This is a genomic window from Ruegeria sp. AI3 (genome assembly GCF_056541245.1).
The window spans coordinates 127,009-146,614 of record NZ_JBQFYA010000011.1 but is presented as its reverse complement, the minus strand read 5'-3'; the positions used below and the strand labels follow the sequence as shown (position 1 = coordinate 146,614).

16 protein-coding genes and 1 pseudogene are annotated in these 19,606 nt (G+C 58.8%); 11 read left to right on the top strand and 6 right to left on the bottom strand.

Translation table 11 applies throughout. The features are described 5' to 3' along the window. The first annotated feature begins 2 nt into the window (after positions 1 to 2). From kce to ACRZ95_RS16775, 9 genes and pseudogenes are all read left to right on the top strand, one after another. On the top strand, positions 3 to 932 hold the full coding sequence (gene kce / locus ACRZ95_RS16815) for a 3,5-dioxohexanoate:acetyl-CoA acetone transferase (RefSeq protein WP_170680058.1): 930 nt from the start codon (positions 3 to 5) through the stop codon (positions 930 to 932). 12 nt (positions 933 to 944) lie between these two features. Then, the gene (locus tag ACRZ95_RS16810) at positions 945 to 2,366 is read left to right on the top strand and encodes an aminobutyraldehyde dehydrogenase (protein ID WP_170680060.1); all 1,422 of its coding nucleotides are present in this window, start codon (positions 945 to 947) and stop codon (positions 2,364 to 2,366) included. Next, complete coding sequence (locus ACRZ95_RS16805; RefSeq protein WP_170680061.1) at positions 2,359 to 3,105, top strand: SDR family oxidoreductase; 747 nt, start codon at positions 2,359 to 2,361, stop codon at positions 3,103 to 3,105. Before ACRZ95_RS16810 ends, ACRZ95_RS16805 begins: the two co-directional genes overlap by 8 nt. Continuing rightward, entirely contained in the window at positions 3,105 to 4,031 is a 927-nt protein-coding gene (locus ACRZ95_RS16800) for a 3-hydroxyacyl-CoA dehydrogenase NAD-binding domain-containing protein (protein ID WP_170680062.1), read from the top strand. The genes ACRZ95_RS16805 and ACRZ95_RS16800 overlap by 1 nt, the downstream gene beginning before the upstream one ends. A gap of 465 nt (positions 4,032 to 4,496) precedes the next feature. After that, positions 4,497 to 4,787, top strand: coding sequence for an oxidoreductase C-terminal domain-containing protein (locus ACRZ95_RS16795; RefSeq protein ID WP_480555263.1), 291 nt, complete (start codon positions 4,497 to 4,499; stop codon positions 4,785 to 4,787). A 545-nt stretch (positions 4,788 to 5,332) separates the two neighbouring features. Beyond that, entirely contained in the window at positions 5,333 to 5,635 is a 303-nt protein-coding gene (locus ACRZ95_RS16790) for a hypothetical protein (protein WP_480555261.1), read from the top strand. After that, the gene (locus tag ACRZ95_RS16785; protein ID WP_480555259.1) at positions 5,632 to 6,012 is read left to right on the top strand and encodes a glycine betaine ABC transporter substrate-binding protein; all 381 of its coding nucleotides are present in this window, start codon (positions 5,632 to 5,634) and stop codon (positions 6,010 to 6,012) included. The genes ACRZ95_RS16790 and ACRZ95_RS16785 overlap by 4 nt, the downstream gene beginning before the upstream one ends. A 180-nt stretch (positions 6,013 to 6,192) precedes the next feature. Beyond that, on the top strand, positions 6,193 to 6,324 hold the full coding sequence (locus tag ACRZ95_RS16780; protein WP_480555257.1) for a hypothetical protein: 132 nt from the start codon (positions 6,193 to 6,195) through the stop codon (positions 6,322 to 6,324). 222 nt (positions 6,325 to 6,546) lie between these two features. Continuing rightward, positions 6,547 to 7,218: pseudogene (locus tag ACRZ95_RS16775) on the top strand (ATP-binding cassette domain-containing protein); the annotation flags it as partial. Positions 7,219 to 7,585: 367 nt separating this feature from the next. Here the strand turns inward: ACRZ95_RS16775 and ACRZ95_RS16770 are convergent. Continuing rightward, positions 7,586 to 8,521, bottom strand: coding sequence for a GlxA family transcriptional regulator (locus ACRZ95_RS16770; RefSeq protein WP_480555255.1), 936 nt, complete (start codon positions 8,519 to 8,521; stop codon positions 7,586 to 7,588). A 100-nt stretch (positions 8,522 to 8,621) separates the two neighbouring features. Between ACRZ95_RS16770 and ACRZ95_RS16765 the strand changes: the two genes are divergently transcribed. Further along, complete coding sequence (locus ACRZ95_RS16765) at positions 8,622 to 11,102, top strand: CoA transferase (RefSeq protein ID WP_170680064.1); 2,481 nt, start codon at positions 8,622 to 8,624, stop codon at positions 11,100 to 11,102. Between the two features lie 4 nt (positions 11,103 to 11,106). Continuing rightward, complete coding sequence (locus ACRZ95_RS16760) at positions 11,107 to 12,750, top strand: N,N-dimethylformamidase beta subunit family domain-containing protein (RefSeq protein WP_170680065.1); 1,644 nt, start codon at positions 11,107 to 11,109, stop codon at positions 12,748 to 12,750. Positions 12,751 to 13,425: 675 nt separating this feature from the next. Here the strand turns inward: ACRZ95_RS16760 and ACRZ95_RS16755 are convergent. Genes ACRZ95_RS16755 through ACRZ95_RS16735 form a run of 5 tightly spaced genes read right to left on the bottom strand, consistent with a single transcriptional unit; the run spans position 13,426 to position 19,602 of the window. Continuing rightward, the gene (locus ACRZ95_RS16755) at positions 13,426 to 14,490 is read right to left on the bottom strand and encodes an ABC transporter ATP-binding protein (protein WP_170680066.1); all 1,065 of its coding nucleotides are present in this window, start codon (positions 14,488 to 14,490) and stop codon (positions 13,426 to 13,428) included. Then, on the bottom strand, positions 14,490 to 15,737 hold the full coding sequence (locus ACRZ95_RS16750) for an MGH1-like glycoside hydrolase domain-containing protein (protein WP_480555253.1): 1,248 nt from the start codon (positions 15,735 to 15,737) through the stop codon (positions 14,490 to 14,492). Before ACRZ95_RS16750 ends, ACRZ95_RS16755 begins: the two co-directional genes overlap by 1 nt. A gap of 5 nt (positions 15,738 to 15,742) precedes the next feature. Continuing rightward, entirely contained in the window at positions 15,743 to 16,951 is a 1,209-nt protein-coding gene (locus ACRZ95_RS16745) for a carbohydrate ABC transporter permease (RefSeq protein ID WP_170680068.1), read from the bottom strand. Beyond that, positions 16,951 to 18,186: a carbohydrate ABC transporter permease gene (locus tag ACRZ95_RS16740; RefSeq protein WP_170680069.1), complete on the bottom strand. Its 1,236-nt coding sequence runs from the start codon at positions 18,184 to 18,186 to the stop codon at positions 16,951 to 16,953. The genes ACRZ95_RS16745 and ACRZ95_RS16740 overlap by 1 nt, the downstream gene beginning before the upstream one ends. 60 nt (positions 18,187 to 18,246) lie before the next feature. Continuing rightward, positions 18,247 to 19,602 carry an extracellular solute-binding protein gene (locus ACRZ95_RS16735; RefSeq protein ID WP_170680071.1) on the bottom strand — a complete coding sequence of 452 codons (1,356 nt, stop codon included), beginning with the start codon at positions 19,600 to 19,602 and terminating at the stop codon, positions 18,247 to 18,249. Positions 19,603 to 19,606 lie beyond the last annotated feature (4 nt).

Here is a 19,606-nt window from a genome sequence, read left to right as displayed (position 1 = left end):
ACATGACCAAGCCCGTCATCATCACCTGCGCCCCTACAGGTGGCATTCACACCCCTACCATGTCGGAGCACCTGCCGATAACTCCCAGCGAGATCGCAACCGCCAGCATCGAGGCCGCCGAGGCCGGTGCCTCGATCATCCACCTGCATGCGCGCGACCCGGAAACCGGCAAGCCCGACCCGAACCCCGACCTGTTCATGGAATTCCTGCCGCGCATCAAGCAGGCGACAGATGCGGTCATGAATGTCTCTACGGGCGGTGGGTTGGGCATGTCTCGTGAAGAACGCCTGCGCGCCGCAACGGTCGCCAGCCCGGAAATGGCAAGCATGAATATCGGGTCGATGAACTTCGGTATCTTCCCGATGAAAGACAAGTATTCAAACTGGAAGCATGACTGGGAGCCCGAATTCCTGGACATGACCCGCGATTTCATATTCCGCAACACCTTCGCGGATATCGAATACTGCCTCAAGGAACTCGGTCAGGTGCACGGTACGCGTTTCGAGTTCGAATGTTATGACCTGGGCCACCTTTATAACCTTGCGTGGATCATTGATCAGGGTTGGATCGAAGGGCCGATTTTCGTGCAGATGGTTTTTGGGATCTTGGGCGGGGTTGGGGCTGATCTGGACAACCTGATGCACATGCACACCATTGCCAACAAACTGTTTGGCGATGACTATGAATGGTCGGTTCTGGCCGCCGGTCGCCACCAGATGCCGTTCACCACGCAAAGCGCTTTGCTGGGGGGGAACGTGCGGGTGGGTATGGAAGACAGCCTATACATCGGACCCGGAGAGAAAGCTGTGTCCAGCGCCCAGCAGGTTCGCAAAATTCGGGAAATCGTCGAAAATTTGGGGCTTCAGGTTGCCACCCCCGCCGAGGCGCGCGCGCGTCTGGGTCTGAAAGGCGGCGATCAGGTCGCATTCTAAGGAGGGGAGCACATGCAGACAAAGATGTTGATCAATGGCGAGCTTGTTGAAGGAGGCGGGGCAGCGATCCCTGTCCTGAACCCGGCAACCGGAGAAGAGATTTGCACCATCAATGCCGCGACCTCGGAACAAGCAGACGCCGCGGCCGCCGGTGCGCATGAGGCGTTTGACACGTTCGGGCAGACCAGCCCGGCGGAACGGTCGCACCTGCTGACAAATATCGCCGATGTCCTCCAAGCCAATATCGAGGAGTTGGCCGAGTTGGAAAGTCTGGACGCAGGCAAGCCCTGGCCCTCGGCGCTGAACGATGAAACCCCACTGACGCTGGACACCTTCCGCTTTTTCGCCGGTGCCGCGCGCACTATGACCGGGGTGACGGCGGGCGAATACGTAGCTGGTCACACTAGCATGATCCGCAAAGATCCGGTTGGACCGGTGGCGGCGATTGCCCCATGGAACTACCCTTTGATGATGGCCGCCTGGAAGCTGGCTGCGCCATTGGCGGCGGGCTGTCCCGTGACGCTGAAACCCTCTCAGCTCACGCCACTTTCCACATTGAAGGCCGCCGAGCTGATTGCAGACATCGCCCCCAAAGGCGTCGTGAACGTTCTACACGGTTCGGGCCGCGAGATCGGCAGCCAGATGATCAACGACCCGCGCACCGAGGCGATTTCGATCACCGGGTCCAATGCGACCGGGGTCGAGGCGATGAAAGCGGCCTCTCGTCAGATTCGCCACGTGCATTTGGAGCTGGGCGGCAAGGCCCCCGTGATCGTCTTTGACGACGCCGATATCGACGCGGTGGCGGAAACCGTTCGCTATGGCTCGTTCTTCAACGCCGGTCAGGATTGCGCGCAACCCTGCCGCCTGCTGGTGCAGGATGCAGTCTATGACACGGTGGTCGCCGCTGTGCTCGATCAGATTGGGCAGATCAAGGTTGGGGCGCAAAAGGCTGAGGGCACGGAAATGGGCCCGATCATCTCGGCCGGACAACGCGACACCGTGGCCGGTTTTGTCGACCGCGCGCGGGATACTTGCGAGGTTGTCGCCGGTGGTAGGATGATCGACGGCCCAGGCTTCTTCTATGAACCCACAGTGCTCGCGAATGTGCCCCATGATGCGGAAGTGTTCTGCAACGAGATCTTCGGCCCCGTCGTTACGATCTCGCGGTTCAGCGACGAGGACGAAGCGCTGCGGGTTGCCAATGCCGGGCCGTTCGGGCTGGCTTCGTCGGTTTGGACCAACAATACCGGGCGGGTGATGCGGATGTCGGCGAAACTGCGTTACGGATTTACCTGGGTAAATATCCACGGCGTCGCTACCCCGGAGATGCCCTGGGCAGCGATGAAATCTTCGGGAACAGGCTGTGATATGAGCGTCTTTGCACTCGATGCCTACACCGCCGTCAGACATGTGATGATCGCCCATGGATAATTGCGCGATTATCACCGGCGGAAGCCGGGGGATTGGCCGGGCTATTGTGGACCGGCTGTTGGCAGACGGTTTTGATGTTGTCACATGCGGACGCGGTGCCCGGCCTGAGGACATGCCGGAAGCGGTAGTTTGGGTCATGGCGGATGTGTCGAAAACCGGCGATGCGGCGATGCTGATCAAAGCCGCAAACAACGCATTCGGTCGCGTCACCTTGTTGGTCAACAACGCCGGCGTTCAGGTCGAAAAAACCATGGCCGACAGCGATGATGACGATTGGGATCTGGTGATGAACGTGAACTGCAAAGGCGTGTTCAACATGTGCCGCTTGGCCTTGTTGGATATGGCCGAACATGGCGGCAACATCATCAATATTGGGTCAATCTCCGGCATGGTCGCGGACCCAAGCATGGCGCTTTACAATGCGTCCAAGGCATTTGTTCACGGGCTGACCCGCTCGATTGCCGTTGATCACGGGCCCAAAGTACGCTGCAACGCGATCCGCCCGGGCTGGATCATGACGGAGATGGCCGAGGACGGGTTTGCCCTGGCAAAAGACCCTGAGAAAGCCATAGCCGACGCATTGGCCCGCCACCCGGTGGGCCGGTTCGGGGAACCCGCCGACATTGCCAACATGGTAAGTTGGCTGGCCTCGGATCAGTCGGCCTACGTGTCTGGCGAATGTTTCACGGTCGATGGCGGCATGACTGCTGCCTCGCCCCTCAACCCGGGATTGTTCTGATGGAATTTGCACATACGGCCTGCCTTGGTGGTGGTGTCATCGGGGCCAGCTGGGCGGCGCTTTTCTTGGCTTCTGGACGTTCGGTTGCGGTGTTCGATCCGGCGTCGGAGGTGGAAAAGCATGTGCGCGACTATGTCGAGATGGCCTGGCCAACCCTGACCGAGCTGGGGCTGACCGAGAACGGCGCTCCTGACGCAATCAGCTTTCACGACAGTGCCGCCAAGGCAGTCGCCGGAGCCGCGTTCATCCAGGAAAATGTGCCTGAACGCCTGCCCATCAAACACGCCACCTTTGCCGAGATCGAGCCAGTTCTGGACCCGCAGGCCATTGTCGCCAGTTCCGCCTCGGGCCTGATGCTGAGCCAGATGCAGGGAGGCTGGAAAGATCCCGCACGCTTCGTGCTGGGGCACCCGTTCAATCCGCCCCACCTGATCCCGTTGGTGGAAATCCTGGGCAATGACCTGACCGACCCGGCGGCAGTGGACGGGGCCGAACGGTTTTACGAAGCAGTGGGAAAGGTTACCATCCGGGTGAACAAGGAAAAGAACGGCCACGTCGCGAACCGCTTGCAAGCCGCAATCTGGCGCGAAGCGATTTCATTGGTGGTCGAAGGCGTGGCGAGCGTCGAAGACGTGGACAAGGCAGTCTGGGCAGGACCCGGCCTGCGTTGGGCCGCGATGGGGCCAACCATGCTTTTCAACCTGGGCGCGGGCGCAGGCGGGCTTCAGGCGTTTTGCGACCATTTCACCGACACTTTCAACAGCTGGTGGGATGATCTGGGACAGGTGCGTCTGGATGAGGATGTTTCGCGCACCTTGATCGAAGGCGTGCGCGACGAGGCACGCGGGCAAAGCCTCGCCGAGCTGTCAGCGAAACGCGACGCGTTGATCCTGGCGATGCAGAAAGCCATTTCAGGTTTGCGTTAGTTGATGAACCACGTTTTGGCTATTGGCACCGGGCAGGCCGGGTTTTCGGACTGCGCTAACTTGCGCAAGCGTGGGCATGTAGGGCCGATCACACCTATTGGATAGGAGCGCGAGCCGCCCTATCAACGCCATCCGCTGTCCAAGGCCTATCTTCTGGGCGAGATGGCGCGCGAGCGGTTGTTTCTGCGGCCTGCAGCTTATCGCGGCGAGAATGACATCACTCAACGTACAGGCTGCCGTATCGTTGAAATACACGGGTTCAACAGGCAGGTGCGCACCGAAACAGACGGCTCCGTCTTCGATGATCATCTTGTGCCGTCAACTGGTTCACGTCCGCCGTGCTTGCCAGATGCCTTAGGGGGGAGCCTGAACAGCGTGTTGACGATGCGCGATTTGGCAGATGCCAAGGCGTTTGCGTTCCGCGCGTAGTTGGGGAGCAATGCGCTGGTAGTCGGTCGGGGCTAATTGGAGCTTGAAGCCGCAGGGGTGCAGGTCAAGCTGGGCCTGCCCGTGACCTTGTTGGAAGCGGCGGTTCGCATTTTGTCGCAGGCGACCTCGGTCCATTTCCGCGCGTTGCATCTAGCAAATCAACACTATTTGGCTGATGCAACGATTCTCGGGCGCCGCGCATCCCATAAAGCCAAGCCATGGTTCTGGTCGGGTCAGAATGCCACCAAGCTCCAAATCGTGGGCTTGTCGGCGGGCCACCACGAGGTCGTGCACCGGGCTGTTGACAACGGGGCGTTGTCGCTTTGATACTATCTTGTCGACACGTTTTTGGCGGTCGACGCGATCAACGACCCGCGCGGGTAAACGATCGCGAAACGCTTGATCGATGCGTGCAAAACTCCACCGAAATCACTTGTCGCAGCCCTAAGCGTCACGGCCAGAGACCTGCTGTAAGCCAGACCTGATTTGCTTCCCGATTCTCGCCTCGTCAGGAAATCCTGGCGAGGTTTTCCATTTTGACGGCGGAGAACAAGAAACCTGCAAAATATGACGGATCAGGTTCAGGTCGCGGCGAAAACGTATCTTGCGAATTAAAATGTGCGCAATCCTGAATGCCACCGGATCAACCCAGGGCGTGGAAAACCGCGCTGCGCCCCTCCGGATACGAATAACTGGGAGACCGAAATGACCTTCAAGAGAATGCTTGCCGCACCCACCCTTTTTACCGCTCTGGGACCTCGTCCGACTTTGCCGACTGTGACGAGGTGTCGATCACCGAAATGGATTGAGCCTCGTCGGCGGTTGTGACGTCGGTTGCCAAGTTCCTGCTCGAAACCGGCTAGGGCTGCACGGTGAACACGGTACCATCCTCGACCAACCCGGCGATGGCTTCGATTGCGGAAACCGATGAGCCGGGCATCCTTACGGAACTCTGGACAAAGTCCTCGCCGGTCTATGAAGAGTTGCGCCGTAAAGGATTGCTGGTCGAGCTTAGCCATGTTCTGGCCGATGGCGGCGTCGAGGCCTGGTGGATCCTCGTCTATCTGGCCGAAGCTCATCCCGAATTGAAAACGCCGGAAGGTATCTTGGCCACCCGCAACTGGTCGGAGGGCAGTTCCATGATTGCCCCGCCGGTTGGGCGTGAGATGCGGTGAACCCGATTAATGCCAAGGCAGTGGATATGGCCGGCCACGGGATTGACCGGTTCCAGCACGGATCGGGCGAAACCTTGGCCACCGCCATCGCTGCGGCATTTGCCGCAAAGGAACCCTGGTTCGGTTACTACTGGGCGCCAACTTCGGTGCTGGGCAAATACCCGATGGTGCAGGTGGAAACCACGCCCTTCGATCAGAGCGCGCATTCCTGCAACGGGGACCCCGAATGCGCCACGCCTATACTGCCCCGCCCGTCCCACCGCCAAGGTCGTGCCCGGCATTGCCCCCAGCCTCCTGGAGCGCGAACCCGCGGTGGTCGAATTCCTCAAGCTGATGTCGTTTACCAACGACCAGATAGTGCTGGCCTGGCAGGATGAAAACAACGCGTCCTATGAACGGGCCGCGGCCATTTCTTGATCAACTATCACGATACATGGTCGCATTCGCTCAGGGACGAAGCACGTGGCAAGCTGTCCGCGCTGTTGAAGTAACCCCCTGCGGACACTTACTACCTCGCCGTGTAGAAGGCGAGGCCTTTCCCAAGACAAGAGGGGCGCATGGCCTTCTATGACAAGCTTTTCGACGCACTTGGTCTGCGCGACTGGTGCCACGCCAATACAGAAGGCGAGCCGATTTCGATGGCGCAGATGTTGGCCCAAATAGGACGGCGATCAAGTGGACGCAAATAGTGAAATGCTCCCCTTCCCGTCGCTCGACAACCTACATTACAGCTATGCAGCGATTGCCCAAACTCGGGATATGACCATGGAGATCGAAGACTTGATTCTTTCGATGCGAGACGGGTTGAAATTGGTGTTGGATCCGCGGACCCAACAGCTCAGCTGGGCACTTGACGGAACGCACCACCTTTTTTTCGCTCTGCCTTGGTCGGTCTTGGTACCGCTCCTGGTCGCGCCGGTTTGGGCAAGGCCGACCTTCTGACCGACCGCAAGCACGTGCTCGGACTACGGGATATCCATGTTGATATGCAGGCTGGCGAAACGACCGTGCTCATGGGCCTGTCCGGGTCGGACAAATCGACACTGATCCGCCACCTGAATCGCCTGATCGAACCCACAACGGGCGAGATCCTGTTGGATGGCGAAGACGCAACATAGCCGTTCGCCGCGGACCTGCGCCGTTTGCAACAAAAGAAGATGTCGATGGTGTTCCAGAAATTCGCCCTGCTGCCCCATGGCACGGTCCTGCAAAACGCCGCGATGGCATAGCAAATTCAGGATGTCGACTAACAAACCTGCGAGGATCGGGCGCGCAAATGGTTGGCGCGCGCGGGGCTTAAGGGGTATGAGGCGCGTTATCCTGCACAATTTTCTAGCGGGACGCTACAACGCGTGGGCATTGCACATGCATGGATTTCAAACTCGGACATTGTGCTATTGGACGAGGCATTCTCGGCGCTGGATCCGTTGATCCGCACGGATATGCAGGATCTGCTGCTAGAGTTGTAAGACGAGTTGCGCAAAACCATAATCTTCTTCACCTACTATCGGGATGAAGCGCATAAACTGAAAGATCACCTTGTGGTTTTGAAAGACGGTGCTGTGGTGCAACAGGGCGAGCCGCCCGTAAGCGCGAAAATTTGGGAAATCAACGTTTTTCGCAGATTCAATGAGGGTTTCGTTTTTCCTTAAATCAAACGACGACAGCTTTTTGGTACTGAATGTGGTACGGCATGAAGTAGCGCGAACTGCCACTTTCCGTCCTTCGCGACGGATACAACAGTTTGCTTCAAAGTCTGCTTTAAGGGCCTCTGGGCTTCACCACAAACCTCTATAACAGCAGGTTAGAGACAATGCCCTGCGGTTCGTGGGGATCGTCCCAACGGCCGTTTTTGAACACTTCGATTAGTGTAAGCAATGCTCAGCAAAGCCCGAAAATTTGTTGCTTGCCTTTTGCAGGGCAATTTTCGCAAAGCTTAGGTTGAAATAGTCACAGATTCGCCCGGCGATCCTGAAGCGGATCGGTTACGAAATTCTTGCGCAGGCTGCGTGTCAGGGTGGTCGAACTCGCAAAACCGCAACGCAAAGCGATTTGATCGAGTGAGAGGTCGCTATGTCTAAGCAACTCGCGGGCGCGGGCCAGGCGAAGCAGTAAGTAGTATCGCCCAGGCGTCGTCTGCAATTCTGCCCAGAACGGACGGCGCAAGGACCGTTCAGATATGTGTGCCTGTTCCGCTAGGGCGGGGATAGACAGCGCCGTTTCGAGCGTTTCGGACATGAGCACAACGACACGTTTGAGCTTCGGGGACACCGCTTGCGACAATGCCTGATCGGGATATGAGGCGCCGTGCCGTCGGGCGTTATCGTGTAGGAACATTGCACCGGCATCAAATGCGACCGAGGCGCCAAACCGCTCTCGAATGAATTTCAACATCAGATCAATCGCCGCCGCCGCGCTGCCGCATGTCCAGAAACGGTCGTCTTGCACATGGCGATCGGGAAGGACGTTGACCTCGGGAAACTCCTCGGCGAATTCCTCAAGAAGCTGCCAGTGCAACGTGGCATTCCGAGCGTTCAGAAACCCGCCCCGCGCCAACACCCAAGCACCGGTATCGGCTGCAATCACCGTTGCGCTCTGCATAAATTGTCCAAGACTGCGGGCGGCGGTCACGCCTTTGGTGTCGCGAAAGGCGTCGCCACCTATGATAATGACCAGATCAGGTTTGGGCGAGTCTACAATCGACATGTCCGGCGAAACGCTCAGACCGCTGGAACTGCTTACGGTACGGTCGCCATCCGTCAGGATATTCCAGCGGATATCTGCACCGGTTTGATCGCGCACCACCCGCAACGGTTCAAGCAGGCATGCAAGCACCATATTGGAAAAGGCATTGCACAGGAAAACAGAGACGTGGAAGGGATGCATTGGCAGAATAGATCTCATTTTTGGCAGGATGAATATGAAACACGCCCAGACAATTTCATAGATTTGTGGGGGTAAACCGTCGGAACAGGATCCAGTAACCATGCAGAACCGCCCGCTTTCCCACATTCGTGTCCTTGATTTTGGGCATTTTCTGGCCGGACCGTTGGTCGGGATGATGCTGGCCGATCTCGGGGCCGAGGTGATCCGCATTGATCCGCCAGGTGGACCCAGGTGGCAGGACCCCGCTTTCGACATGTTATCGCGTGGCAAGCGTGCGCTCGCGCTTGATCTCAAGACAGCCGACGGACGCAATACGGCGCTAGATCTGGTTCGCCGCGCTGACGTGGTGATCGAGAACTTCCGTCCCGGCGTGATGGAGCGGCTGGGGCTTGGGCCGGAGGCGCTCAGGCATGTGAACGCCGACATCGTCTCGCTTTCGTTGCCCGGTTTTGCGTCAACCGATCCCGAGCTCGCCGGGATGGCAGCCTGGGAAGCGGTGATCGCGGCGCGCACTGGGCAATTTACCGACATGGGGTTGAACCGTCGGCTGATGGGGATCAACCCTTCCTTTACCCCGCTGGGACTGGCCTCGGCCTATGGTGCCGCATTCGGCGCGATGTCGGTCCTATTTGCGTTGGCCGCGCGGCCCCGGACGGGAGGCGACCACATCGAAGTACCGCTTGCGTCTGCCCTGCTGGAGGGGCTGGTTTACAATTGCGAACAGATCGAGGGCTACCCCGAGCGCTACAAATCTCCGCGTGAGTTGGAGTTGGAGCGGCGCGCGCGCGAAGGCCTGCCCAACAACCTGAGCTTTGCCGAGCTCTCCGAATTTCTTGATCCGTTCTACCGCACCTATAACTGTGCCGATGGACGAGGGTTTTACATCGTATCCTGCTCGATCGTGAACCATCCCCAAAGAGTGCTGGAGGTTCTCGGTCTTGGCGATCTGTTGAAGGAATTGCCGGATTTTTATGTCTATGTCGATCAGGCGGATTGGCCCGCGGAATGGGCTTTGCGCAGCTATCCGGTGGGGGTAGGTGATCGCAGGCGACTGGCTGATGCTATGAAAGCAGCCTTCCTGACCCGTCCTGCGCATGAATGGGAAGAACTTTTCGGAGCGGCTAAGGCTCCGGCCACAGCGCAACGCAGCACGGCCGAATGGCTGGCCGACCCCCATGCGTTGACCTCGGGGCTGGTGGTCGCGTTTGACGATCCCCGCCACGGTCAGATGCGGCAGATGGGCAACGTCGCTTGGCTGGCCGATGATCCAGGCGCAATGGATAAAACCGCTGGGCCACAGCGGGACGATTTTCGGGATGCGCTGAGCGGCGTTCTTGCAGAGACGCCGCGAAAACCCATGGGCGGCGATGGCGAAGGCCTCTGGCTTGACAGGCTGAAGGTGCTGGATCTGACCAACGTTATTGCCGGACCGACCATCGGGTCTACACTGGTTCGGTTCGGGGCGCAGGTCACGCTGGTACAGCCCGTGCAGCCTTCGGTCGATCCGTGGAACGCGGTGGTGTTCGGGCTGCATGCGCAGCGAGGCAAGAAAAGCGTGTTGCTCGATCTGCGCTCGGAACAGGGGCAAGAGGCGCTATGGCGAATGGTGGCGCGGGCCGACGTGATAACCACGAACGGCACCGATCAGCAACGTGATGCACTGGGCCTGAGCGAAGCGCGACTGAAGGAACTCAATCCGCAGCTCATTATGGTGCAGCTTGATGCGTGGGGCGGACCGCGTCGGGGGCCGAAATCGGATCACCTTGGCTATGACGACCTCGCGCAAGCCGCGACAGGTGTGATGACCCGCTTTGGTGGTGGCCCTAAGACACCCGAGGAGCACGCTCATTTCGGCACGATCGACGCGCTGACCGGGCATTGTGCCTGCGTGGCTCTCGGAGCGGCGCTGGAACGGTTAAGGGTGACCGGCAAAGGTGGTGTTGCCCGCGCCTCACTGGCCGCTGCAGGTGAAATGATCCAGGCGCAATTCATGTATGATTTCGAAGGGCGTCCAGCGTTCGACGAGCCTTCAGGACGCGAGGTGCGAGGTTGGGGGCCGTTCTATCGCTGTTATGCCGCCGCCGATGGCTGGATGTTCTTTGCTGCCCCGACAGAGCGGGAAGCGGCCCTTAAACGGGTGCCTGATCTGTCCGATCTCGTCGGAAAGGATGACACCGAATTGGAAGCCGCCCTTGCCGAGCGGTTTGCGCAAAAACCGGTGACAGACTGGATGCACGTCTTTGCCGCCGGCTCGGTGGGTATCACGCCTCTTGGTTCCCTCCATGACACGCGCGACGCAGGCCTGCAGTTCGAAAGCGACGGTAGGATCGACATATCCACGGCGACTTTCCGCGCGGTGCGCCATAATCAGCATCCGATGGGGAGGTGGGTCGACCTTGTCGCGCCCAATGCGGTGCGGCCCGAGAAAGCCTCGATCACGATCCCCGGACCTGCTCCGAAATACGGGCAGGACACGCGCGAAATCCTCGCACGGCTAGGCTATACGAACGAGGAAATCGAGCACATGATCGAAAGCAGCGCAGCTGCCGAAAGCTGGTCAGAGAAGTATTTGCCGGAGTAGACATATGACACAGGACCACCCCGGACCAGCGACCGCGCCGCGCACCCGTGCAAAGGCGCGCCATATCCTTGATAACTACTATGTCGGCCCGGCGCGTGACGAGGCGGTTCTGGAAATCTGGGGCTACACCCCCGAAATGAGCTATTCCCCCGGGGACCGCGTTGCACTGCACGTGTCCACCACGGCAGCGGAATGGGAGCTTGAGATCGGCCGCGACGGGCAGCTCTATGAGCCACTACTGACCAAGAGCGGCCTTCCGGGGGCGCATCATCCAACGCCCCGGGATTGCTCGGTCAAGGGCTGCGGCTGGCCCGAGACCCATGCCTTCACCATCCCCGATGATTGGGCACCCGGCGGTTATCTGGTCAAATTTCGCGCTCGGAAGGGCGATGATGTGGTTGAGGAACACCATGTCATTCTAATCAGAACCGCGCCAGATGCTGCGCCACCGCCCTATGTTCTGGTTTGTGCAACGGGCACCTGGCTGGCCTATAATTGCTGGGGCGGGTCCAATCACTATGAGGGTATCACAGGGCCGAATAGCGATGCATTTTCACCCATCGTCTCCACACAGAGGCCATGGACGCGCGGGTTCTGCAAACTGCCCGAGGGCGCACCGCGTGCGCTGCGCGAACAGCCGACCAAGCCCGGCGAGATGGTACGCTATCCCTATATGGAGTGGGCCTATGCCTATGGCTATTCCAAGAAATACGCTTCGGCGGGCTGGGCAAGCTATGAACGTCATTTCGCCCGTTGGGCCGAGGCTGAGGGATATGCATTCGACGTGGTCACACAGCACGATCTGCACCGCGACCCTCCTCTTCTGAACCGCTATGCCTGTGCCGTTTTCGTTGGCCACGATGAATACTGGAGCGCGGATATGCGCGATGCTGTCGATGCCTATGTCGATTCCGGGGGGCATGTCGCGCGGTTTGCCGGGAATTTCCTGTGGCAGACCCGGATCGAGGACGAAGGCCGCACACAGGTCTGCTACAAGTATATCGCAGATCAGGACCCTTTGATGGGGACTGATCAAGAGCACCTTGTCACGGGTGCGTTCGAGGTAAACCCAATGAACCGTCCCGGCGCGTTGACCTTCGGGGTTAACGCCCTGCGCGGCGTCTATGCCGGACTTGGCAACTGTGTTGGCGGCGGTACGGGTGGCTTTACGATTTACCGGTCCGATCATTGGGCCTTTGACGGAGCCGGGCTCGGTTATGGGGACGTGCTGGGCGCGCGATCGCGGATTTTCGGCTACGAGGTTGACGGGCTGGACTACTGTTTCGAGGATGGGTTGCCCTTTCCGACCTGCACGGATGGTGCCGTGCCGGAGATCGACATCCTCGCAATGGGGCTCGCAACCAATATCGAGGCCGATCACGGTATTTGGGGTGAAACGCTCTACATCGGGTCAGCGGATGCGGCGTTCAAAGCGCAGGTGCTCTTCGGAGAGGTCACGCCCGAAACCTTGGACGCCTGCAAACGCGGCAACGGAATGATCATCTCGTGGCCGCGTGGCAAGGGCGAGATATTCACCGCTGCGACCTGCGAATGGGTCGCGGGCCTGATCCGGCAGGACGACCAAGTCGAACAGATCACACGCAACGTCCTTAACAGGTTTGGCAAATCGAGGGACCGCTGGCGGTAGCTTCTGCGTCTGTCCGAGCAGCCAGTCCTTGAAGGAGGCAACGTCCTTGTCACTTTCCTGTTCACTGAACCAGAACGGATGTGTTGCAATCTTTCGAGTCTTGTCGACGAGCCTTCGTGATCTTAGGTTTGTACTGATCGAAAAATTTTCGAACAGGTTTTGGCATGAACTCGTCGAAAGGCTGTCATTCCCCAAGGTTGCAGTTTTGCACGCCATAGTTCTATCTGCGGTACACGGTGTCCAATCGTGACTTCGAAGATATCATGGCTGAACGCGGCGGCCGGTGGACCGCGCCACTCTCAATAGGTAGGTTCTCAAGACACGCCGATGATCGCTATTCACGCGCATTAGAAAAGCGAACAAAATCCTTAGTCGGCTTCGTTGCTCAGTCAAAATCCAAACAGTCAGGTCAAATTTCTTGAAAACTTGATCGAGCAGGATCATCGCTTCATCAAGTGCAACAGACTGCACATATGCGCGTTCAAGTCGTTCAGATCTGCCTCGGCTGCAATGGACAGTATTGAGATCGCCAACATTACTGGAAGCGGCATTTCTCTAGCTCCACGCCGGCTGGTTTTCGGCTATTTGCCAAGATCTCAGGATAGGGTGTCCAGTGAGTCGCTGGCTCTGGCCATTCCAGAAGCTTGCGACACATCCCCAAACATCTCAAAAGTGTCACACCCGTTCATCTGGGCTAATCGTCTGCCCTGCCGCGTCGAAAAATTGCAGTTTCTCGGGTGCAAAATACAAGCCGATTTGCGCTCCGGCTTTGATCTGCGTGTCCCCGCCAAGGCGAACCGTCACCTTCTCCTCAAACCCGCAATCGACGATGACGAACATGTCTGCGCCAAGATACTCGACCACCTCGACCTTGCCGTCGCTGTGACCCGAGCCGGGTTCGACCACACTTATATGTTCCGGACGGATGCCCAGCATCGTAGCGGTACCAGTCCGATCAAACGGGCCGCCTCCACCGTTCTCCAGCTGGAACTGATCGCCGGAAACAGTGCAGGGAATGACGTTCATTTTCGGACTGCCGATGAACTGCGCCACGAACAAGTTGGCGGGGCGTTCGTATAGTTCGCGTGGGGTCCCGACCTGTGCAATCTTGCCGAATTCCAGCACCACGATACGATCAGCCAGTGTCATCGCTTCGACCTGATCATGAGTCACATAGATCATGGTGCGGTTCAGGCTCTGGTGAAGCTTGGCAATCTCATACCGCATCTCGACCCTAAGAGCGGCGTCTAGGTTGGATAGCGGCTCATCGAACAAGAATGCGGTGGGATCACGCACAATTGACCGACCGATTGCAACGCGCTGACGCTGGCCGCCGGACAGGTCTTTAGGTTTGCGCTCCAAATAAGGTTCCAGCTTGAGTACCTCGGCGGCTTTACCCACGCGTTCGGCGATTTCACCCTTGGATACGCCCGCCACTTTCAGCGAGAACCCCATGTTTTCGGCTACCGTCAGGTGAGGATAAAGAGCGTAGGACTGGAACACCATGGTCAGCCCGCGCTTAGAGGGCGGATTGTCGGTGACATCATCCCCATTGATCAAAAGAGACCCGCGCGAGATGTCCTCGAGCCCACCGATCATCCGCAACAGGGTCGATTTACCACAGCCCGACGGGCCAACGAAGACGACGAACTCACCCTCTTTGATCTTTAGGTCGATGCCTTTGATCACTTGCACTTCGCCGAACCATTTTTCGACGGAATTGAGCTCTATGCTGCCCATCAGTTCCTCCCTGCCCAATGCAGCCAGACGGCAGCGGTCCATGTGAAAGAGTTGCCCCCGGCAGGACTGCCGGTAATCGGGTCGTAATATTCGGCAAATCCGTGGCCTGCGATCAGACGACCGGTTTTCAGGCGCAGTGCTTCGGCCTCAACCCCGTGGCCCATATCCTTCAGACCGAACCCCGTCAGCATGTTCATGAATGCCCATGTTGGCCCACGCCAATATCGGCGTTCGTCAAACTTGGGCGATTTGTGATCATAGCTAGGGATCGGGTGCGGGACCGTGGTCAAAACAGTTTTCAATCGGTCCAACATTTGCTGGGACTCAATGCCTGCATACCAGCACAGATAGCTTGCATTTGAGACGCTTTCAGCCCATTTGCCCGTATGCGCATTTCGTGAATCAAAGGTGCCCAAAGCCTCGTTCCACAGTGACTTTGCGCCTGCCTCAAGCCGGTCTACGTCTTCACCGAGGCCTTCGGCCCTGATCCCCAATTCCTCGCTGATCGCCAGCAGATCGCGGGCCGCGCGCAGGGTTGTGAAACTCATCGTCGGATCGGCGACGCGGAAAGGGTTCTTCTCAAGCAATTGCTGCTGATCCCAGCCCGCTTCACGCCCAATCTGGACAAGTTTGATGTAGCGGTCATAGTCGTATTTGGTGGGCCGGTCGGCGCTGTTCACGTGGCTCGTGTCGCGACGCTGGTATTCGCCCACGTCTGAGGCATCAATACTCGCCATTGCGTCGTCCCAGTCCGGTGCATTGTCACGCCCAGCCTCCCAAGGGTGGGTGGTGCAGACCGCGCCGTGGTCATCGAGACGCCATGTCATGAACCACCGATGCCAGGCTAGCATAGCGGGGAACAGGGCGCGGAGGCGGGCTTCACCAGCCGCGCGGTCTTTCTCCCATACCCGCCGGGCCATGGTAGCCGCCAACGGTGGCTGGGTTACGCCAGAGGAGGCAATCGGCCCGATGCCGCCCCAGACATCCGGCCCGGGGAAATAGCCCGGATCCGTTTTGTGGAACAGGATGTGGGGAACCATGCCGTCCTCCCACTGGCCTGAGAACAGCGTCTCAAGCTCGGTCCAGGCGCGGTCGATATCGAACTCGGCAAAGCCCAGCGCAGCGATCGCGCTGTCCCAGTTCCATTGGTAGGGATAGAGCCCGCTGGTCGGGATCGTATAGCCACCCCGATCATTGGCGATCAGGATATTGCGTGCTGACTCTGTCGGCGAAGTAAAGTGGTTCATTTCTGTCATCCTTTGACCGAGCCTGCTGTCAGGCCTTTGGTCATGAAACGTTCAAGCCCCAGGAACAGGGCCATGATTGGAACAGTGGCAATCACTGCGCCAGCCATGAGGTGTTGGCGAGGGATTTCCGAAGAGTTCAGCATTGTGACGCCTCGGGTTAGAGTGAATTTCGAGGGATCGTCCAGCAGCATGAAAGCCAGAAGGAATTCGTTCCAGGCGATCATGAAGACATAGAGCGACACCGAAGCCAGAGCCGGCAGGCTGAGCGGCAGGGTGATCTTCCAGATCACCGCCAAGCGCGAGAGACCATCCATCAAGCCGGCCTCTTCGACCTCGGTCGGGAGACCACGGAAATACCCCTGCAGCATGTACAGCGCGACCGGGATCGTGGTGACCGGGTAGATCATGACGATGCCCAGGATCGAGTTACGCAGGCCGGTCAGCGAGAACGCGATATAGATCGGCAGCGCTAGAACGATCATCGGCACCATGTAGATCAGCAGGATCGAGCGCGAGAACGCCTTTTGCCCTTTGAACCGGAACCGTGCGACTGCGTAGGCCCCCGGAATGCTGAAGGCCAGCGTGATGAAAACCGTCAGCACCGAGACATAGAAAGACGTCCAAAGGTACGAGCCGAAATTGAAGTCGCGGAACAGTTCCGTATAGCTGCGGAACAATGCCCAGCCCTGATCCAGATCCAGCGAGAAATCTAGCGGGTTCTGCAACAGCGCCTGCTGCGATTTCAGGCTGGTCATCACCATCACATAGAAGGGGATGACCACGATGGCCGTGAAGAAGATATAGCCGAAACCAGTGCAAAACCTGATCACGGCGTCTTCGAACTCGTGGCGGGTCAGTTCGCCAAAGGGCAGCTCTTTCAGGATTTCAGCCATCGACAGATGCATGACCACGGCAATCGAAACCACGGTGACCGATAAAGCCAGCAGAGTTGTGTCCGAGCCGATCAGAACCGGGCCAAAACCGGTCAGGCAGGTCAGACCCAACAGGGCCGACACGCCCGGACGCGCCGAGGCATGACGAGCGGGAAAGCGGACATATGCCAGACCAGCCAACGCGCCCCAGATCAGGCTCAGCAGAACTTGGGGACGGAAGGCCGCGCCCGTGGCGAAGGACATGGTGACCGCAATGGTGGTGGCGATCACCACCAGCCACAGCGCGCCCAGGATCGGGCCAGTGATATATCCTTGGCGCATCACAGACCCTCCTCACGGCTGATGAATTTGAAGAAGACAAAGCTGAAGGCGATCAGACAAAGCAGGATCACCACGGCCACGGCCGCGCCTGCCCCAATGTTCGACACAGCAAAGGCCTGTTCATAGACGTTAACCGTCAGCGTGCGGGTGCCTGCGTTGCCTCCGGTCAGCAGGAAGATGTCGTCGAACTTGTTGAACGTCCAAATGAAGCGCAGAAGGAACAGGACCGACAGGATGCCCAGCAATTGCGGGATGCTCAGCAGCCAGAACTTCTGGAACGGTGAGGCCCCATCCATATCCGCCGCTTCGTACATGCTGGAGTCGATGGACTGCATCCGCGCCAGAATGAACAGGAAGGACAGCGGGAAGTAGCGCCAGATTTCGAACACGGTGACCATGATCAACGCCAGTGGGCGTTCCCCGAAGAAGTTGATCGGCTCGCTGCTCAGCCCCATCTGCACCAGCAGCGCATTAGCCGAGCCTGAGAACGGATCAAACAGCGTGACCCAGGTAAAGGCCACGGCAATGACGGGCGCCACGTAGGGGAACAGGTAAAGACCCCGGATGAACCCCTGCCCCTGGAAGCTCTTGTTCAGCAGCAAGGCCGCGAACAGGCCCATGACCAGCGCGCCAATGGTGCCGAAGACGGTGTAGAAAAGTGTGACCCAAAGCACGCCCCAGAACTCGTCGCCGTCAAACACGCGGGCGAAGTTCTCCAGGCTGAACTCGAAGTTTGTCAGCACGCTGGGGCCGCTGCCGGTGACTGTTGGTTCAGACCCTTCAACCAGATCTTCGAAAGCGTCCGGGTCGCCATCGACCGCAACGGGAACGCGAATGCGCTCGCGTTGGCCACCTTCCAGCGTACCAAAGTCGCAGAACAGCTCTTGCCCGTTCAACACACAGGGGGCTGCAACGTCGCCGAGTGGCGTGACGCCGTCGGGTAGGACATCCCGGACTGTCACGCCATCGATCGCAATATCCTGACTAGAGTTGCGTAGGCGGTATTCGATCCGCAGATCATCACCCGATCCGCGCAGGCTTTCACGCACGACCGGAGCAGGCGGGCGCAGGTCAGACAGGGTGAAGGGTTTAAAGCTGATCCAGAAGATCGCCAGCAATGGCAGGATCACAACCAGCGACACACTGATGATGGTCGGAGCCAGCAGCGTCCAGGCCAGACGCGCCTCGCGTTTGGCTAACGCCCCGGTTCCTGTCGGTGGGGAGGCCGAAGTCATGGGTTACCTCGAAGGGTGTTTAGGGGCAGCGGCGCGCACGCCGCTGCAGGTGCCGGGTGGTTACTGAACCTTGGCCAACTCTTCGTTCATCGCCGCAATGGCTGCGGCCGCGTCGATTTCGTCGTCAATATACTGGCGAACGACGCGGTTTATGGCCTGGCTGTTTATCATCTTCGATGCCAGCGCAAGTTGGCCTTCGGCCACGCCCCAGCGCTGCGCCACATCCAGACCGCCAACGATCTCGTCGATCATGGATTGTTCGTACAGATCACCCAGGGGCGCTTTGCGGTCGACACCAACAGGCAGCTCTGCCCAGGCTTCCGAGAACGCGGTCGGGTTGTCGGCATTGCCACGACGGACCGGGAACTTGCCCTCAGGCGCGATTGCCAGCGTTTGGGTGTAGCCGTCGTCCATGGCGAACTTCACAAACTCCATCGCCGCATCGGTATCTGCGTCGTTGGTGATGCCGAAGTACCGTACATCCCCCCAGGCCGCACCATCGGGATTCGACGGGCCGGACAGTTTGGTCACGATGCCAGTCTTGCTGGCCAGATCGCGCGAGGTCGGATCGTCATTGATGGTCGGCGGAGCGCTGTCACGCAGACCTGCCAGCTCGTCCAGGATGAAAGGCGACCAGATGATCATTGCAGCCTTGCCATCAAAATACAGCTCGCGGGATTGCTTCCAGAAAAGCTCACCCGGAGGCGACGCCTTGGAGATTGCTTTGTAGAAATCCAGAACCTCTGTGGTCTTGGCTTCGTCCAGCGGCTGGAACCCATCGGGACCCACAGGCGACACTCCATTGGCTAGGAACACATGCTCCAGCACCTGGCTCATGAAGTTCTCGTCGACCTTGGTTGCCGAGACGAAGCCGTACATTTCCGGCGGGTTGTGCAGGGCCTCAAGCGCAGCCTGAATATCGGCAAAGCTGTCGGGGGCTTCCAGACCGGCCTCTTCGAACAGGTCCTTTCGGTAGACCACCATCTGGGTCCAGCCATCGACTGGCACCGAGGCGGTTTCGTCGTTGAACGAAGCCATCGCCAAAGCACCGGGGGCGAAAGTGTCAGCGCCTAGTTCTTCGATCACTTCCGTCGCGGCTTCGGTGTCCAGAATACCGGCCTCGGCCCAAGGCAAAGCGTATTGCAGCGTGTGATAGACAACGTCCGGCAGGTCGCCAGCCGCAAAAGCGGCCGTCGCGCGCGTGCCTAGATCGCTTTCGGTGACCGGGATCACCTCAACCGTGGTACCGGTTTCGGCTTTAAACTGGTCCGCCATCTCTTGCTGTTTGGCCAGACGTTCAGGTTGCTCCTCTGTGGTCCAAAAACGGATCGTGTCGGCCTGCACGGATAGCGCTGTCAGCGCCAGCGCTAGCGACGAGCCAAGCATCAGCTTGGCAGCCTTGGGTGTTAGTTTCATCGGT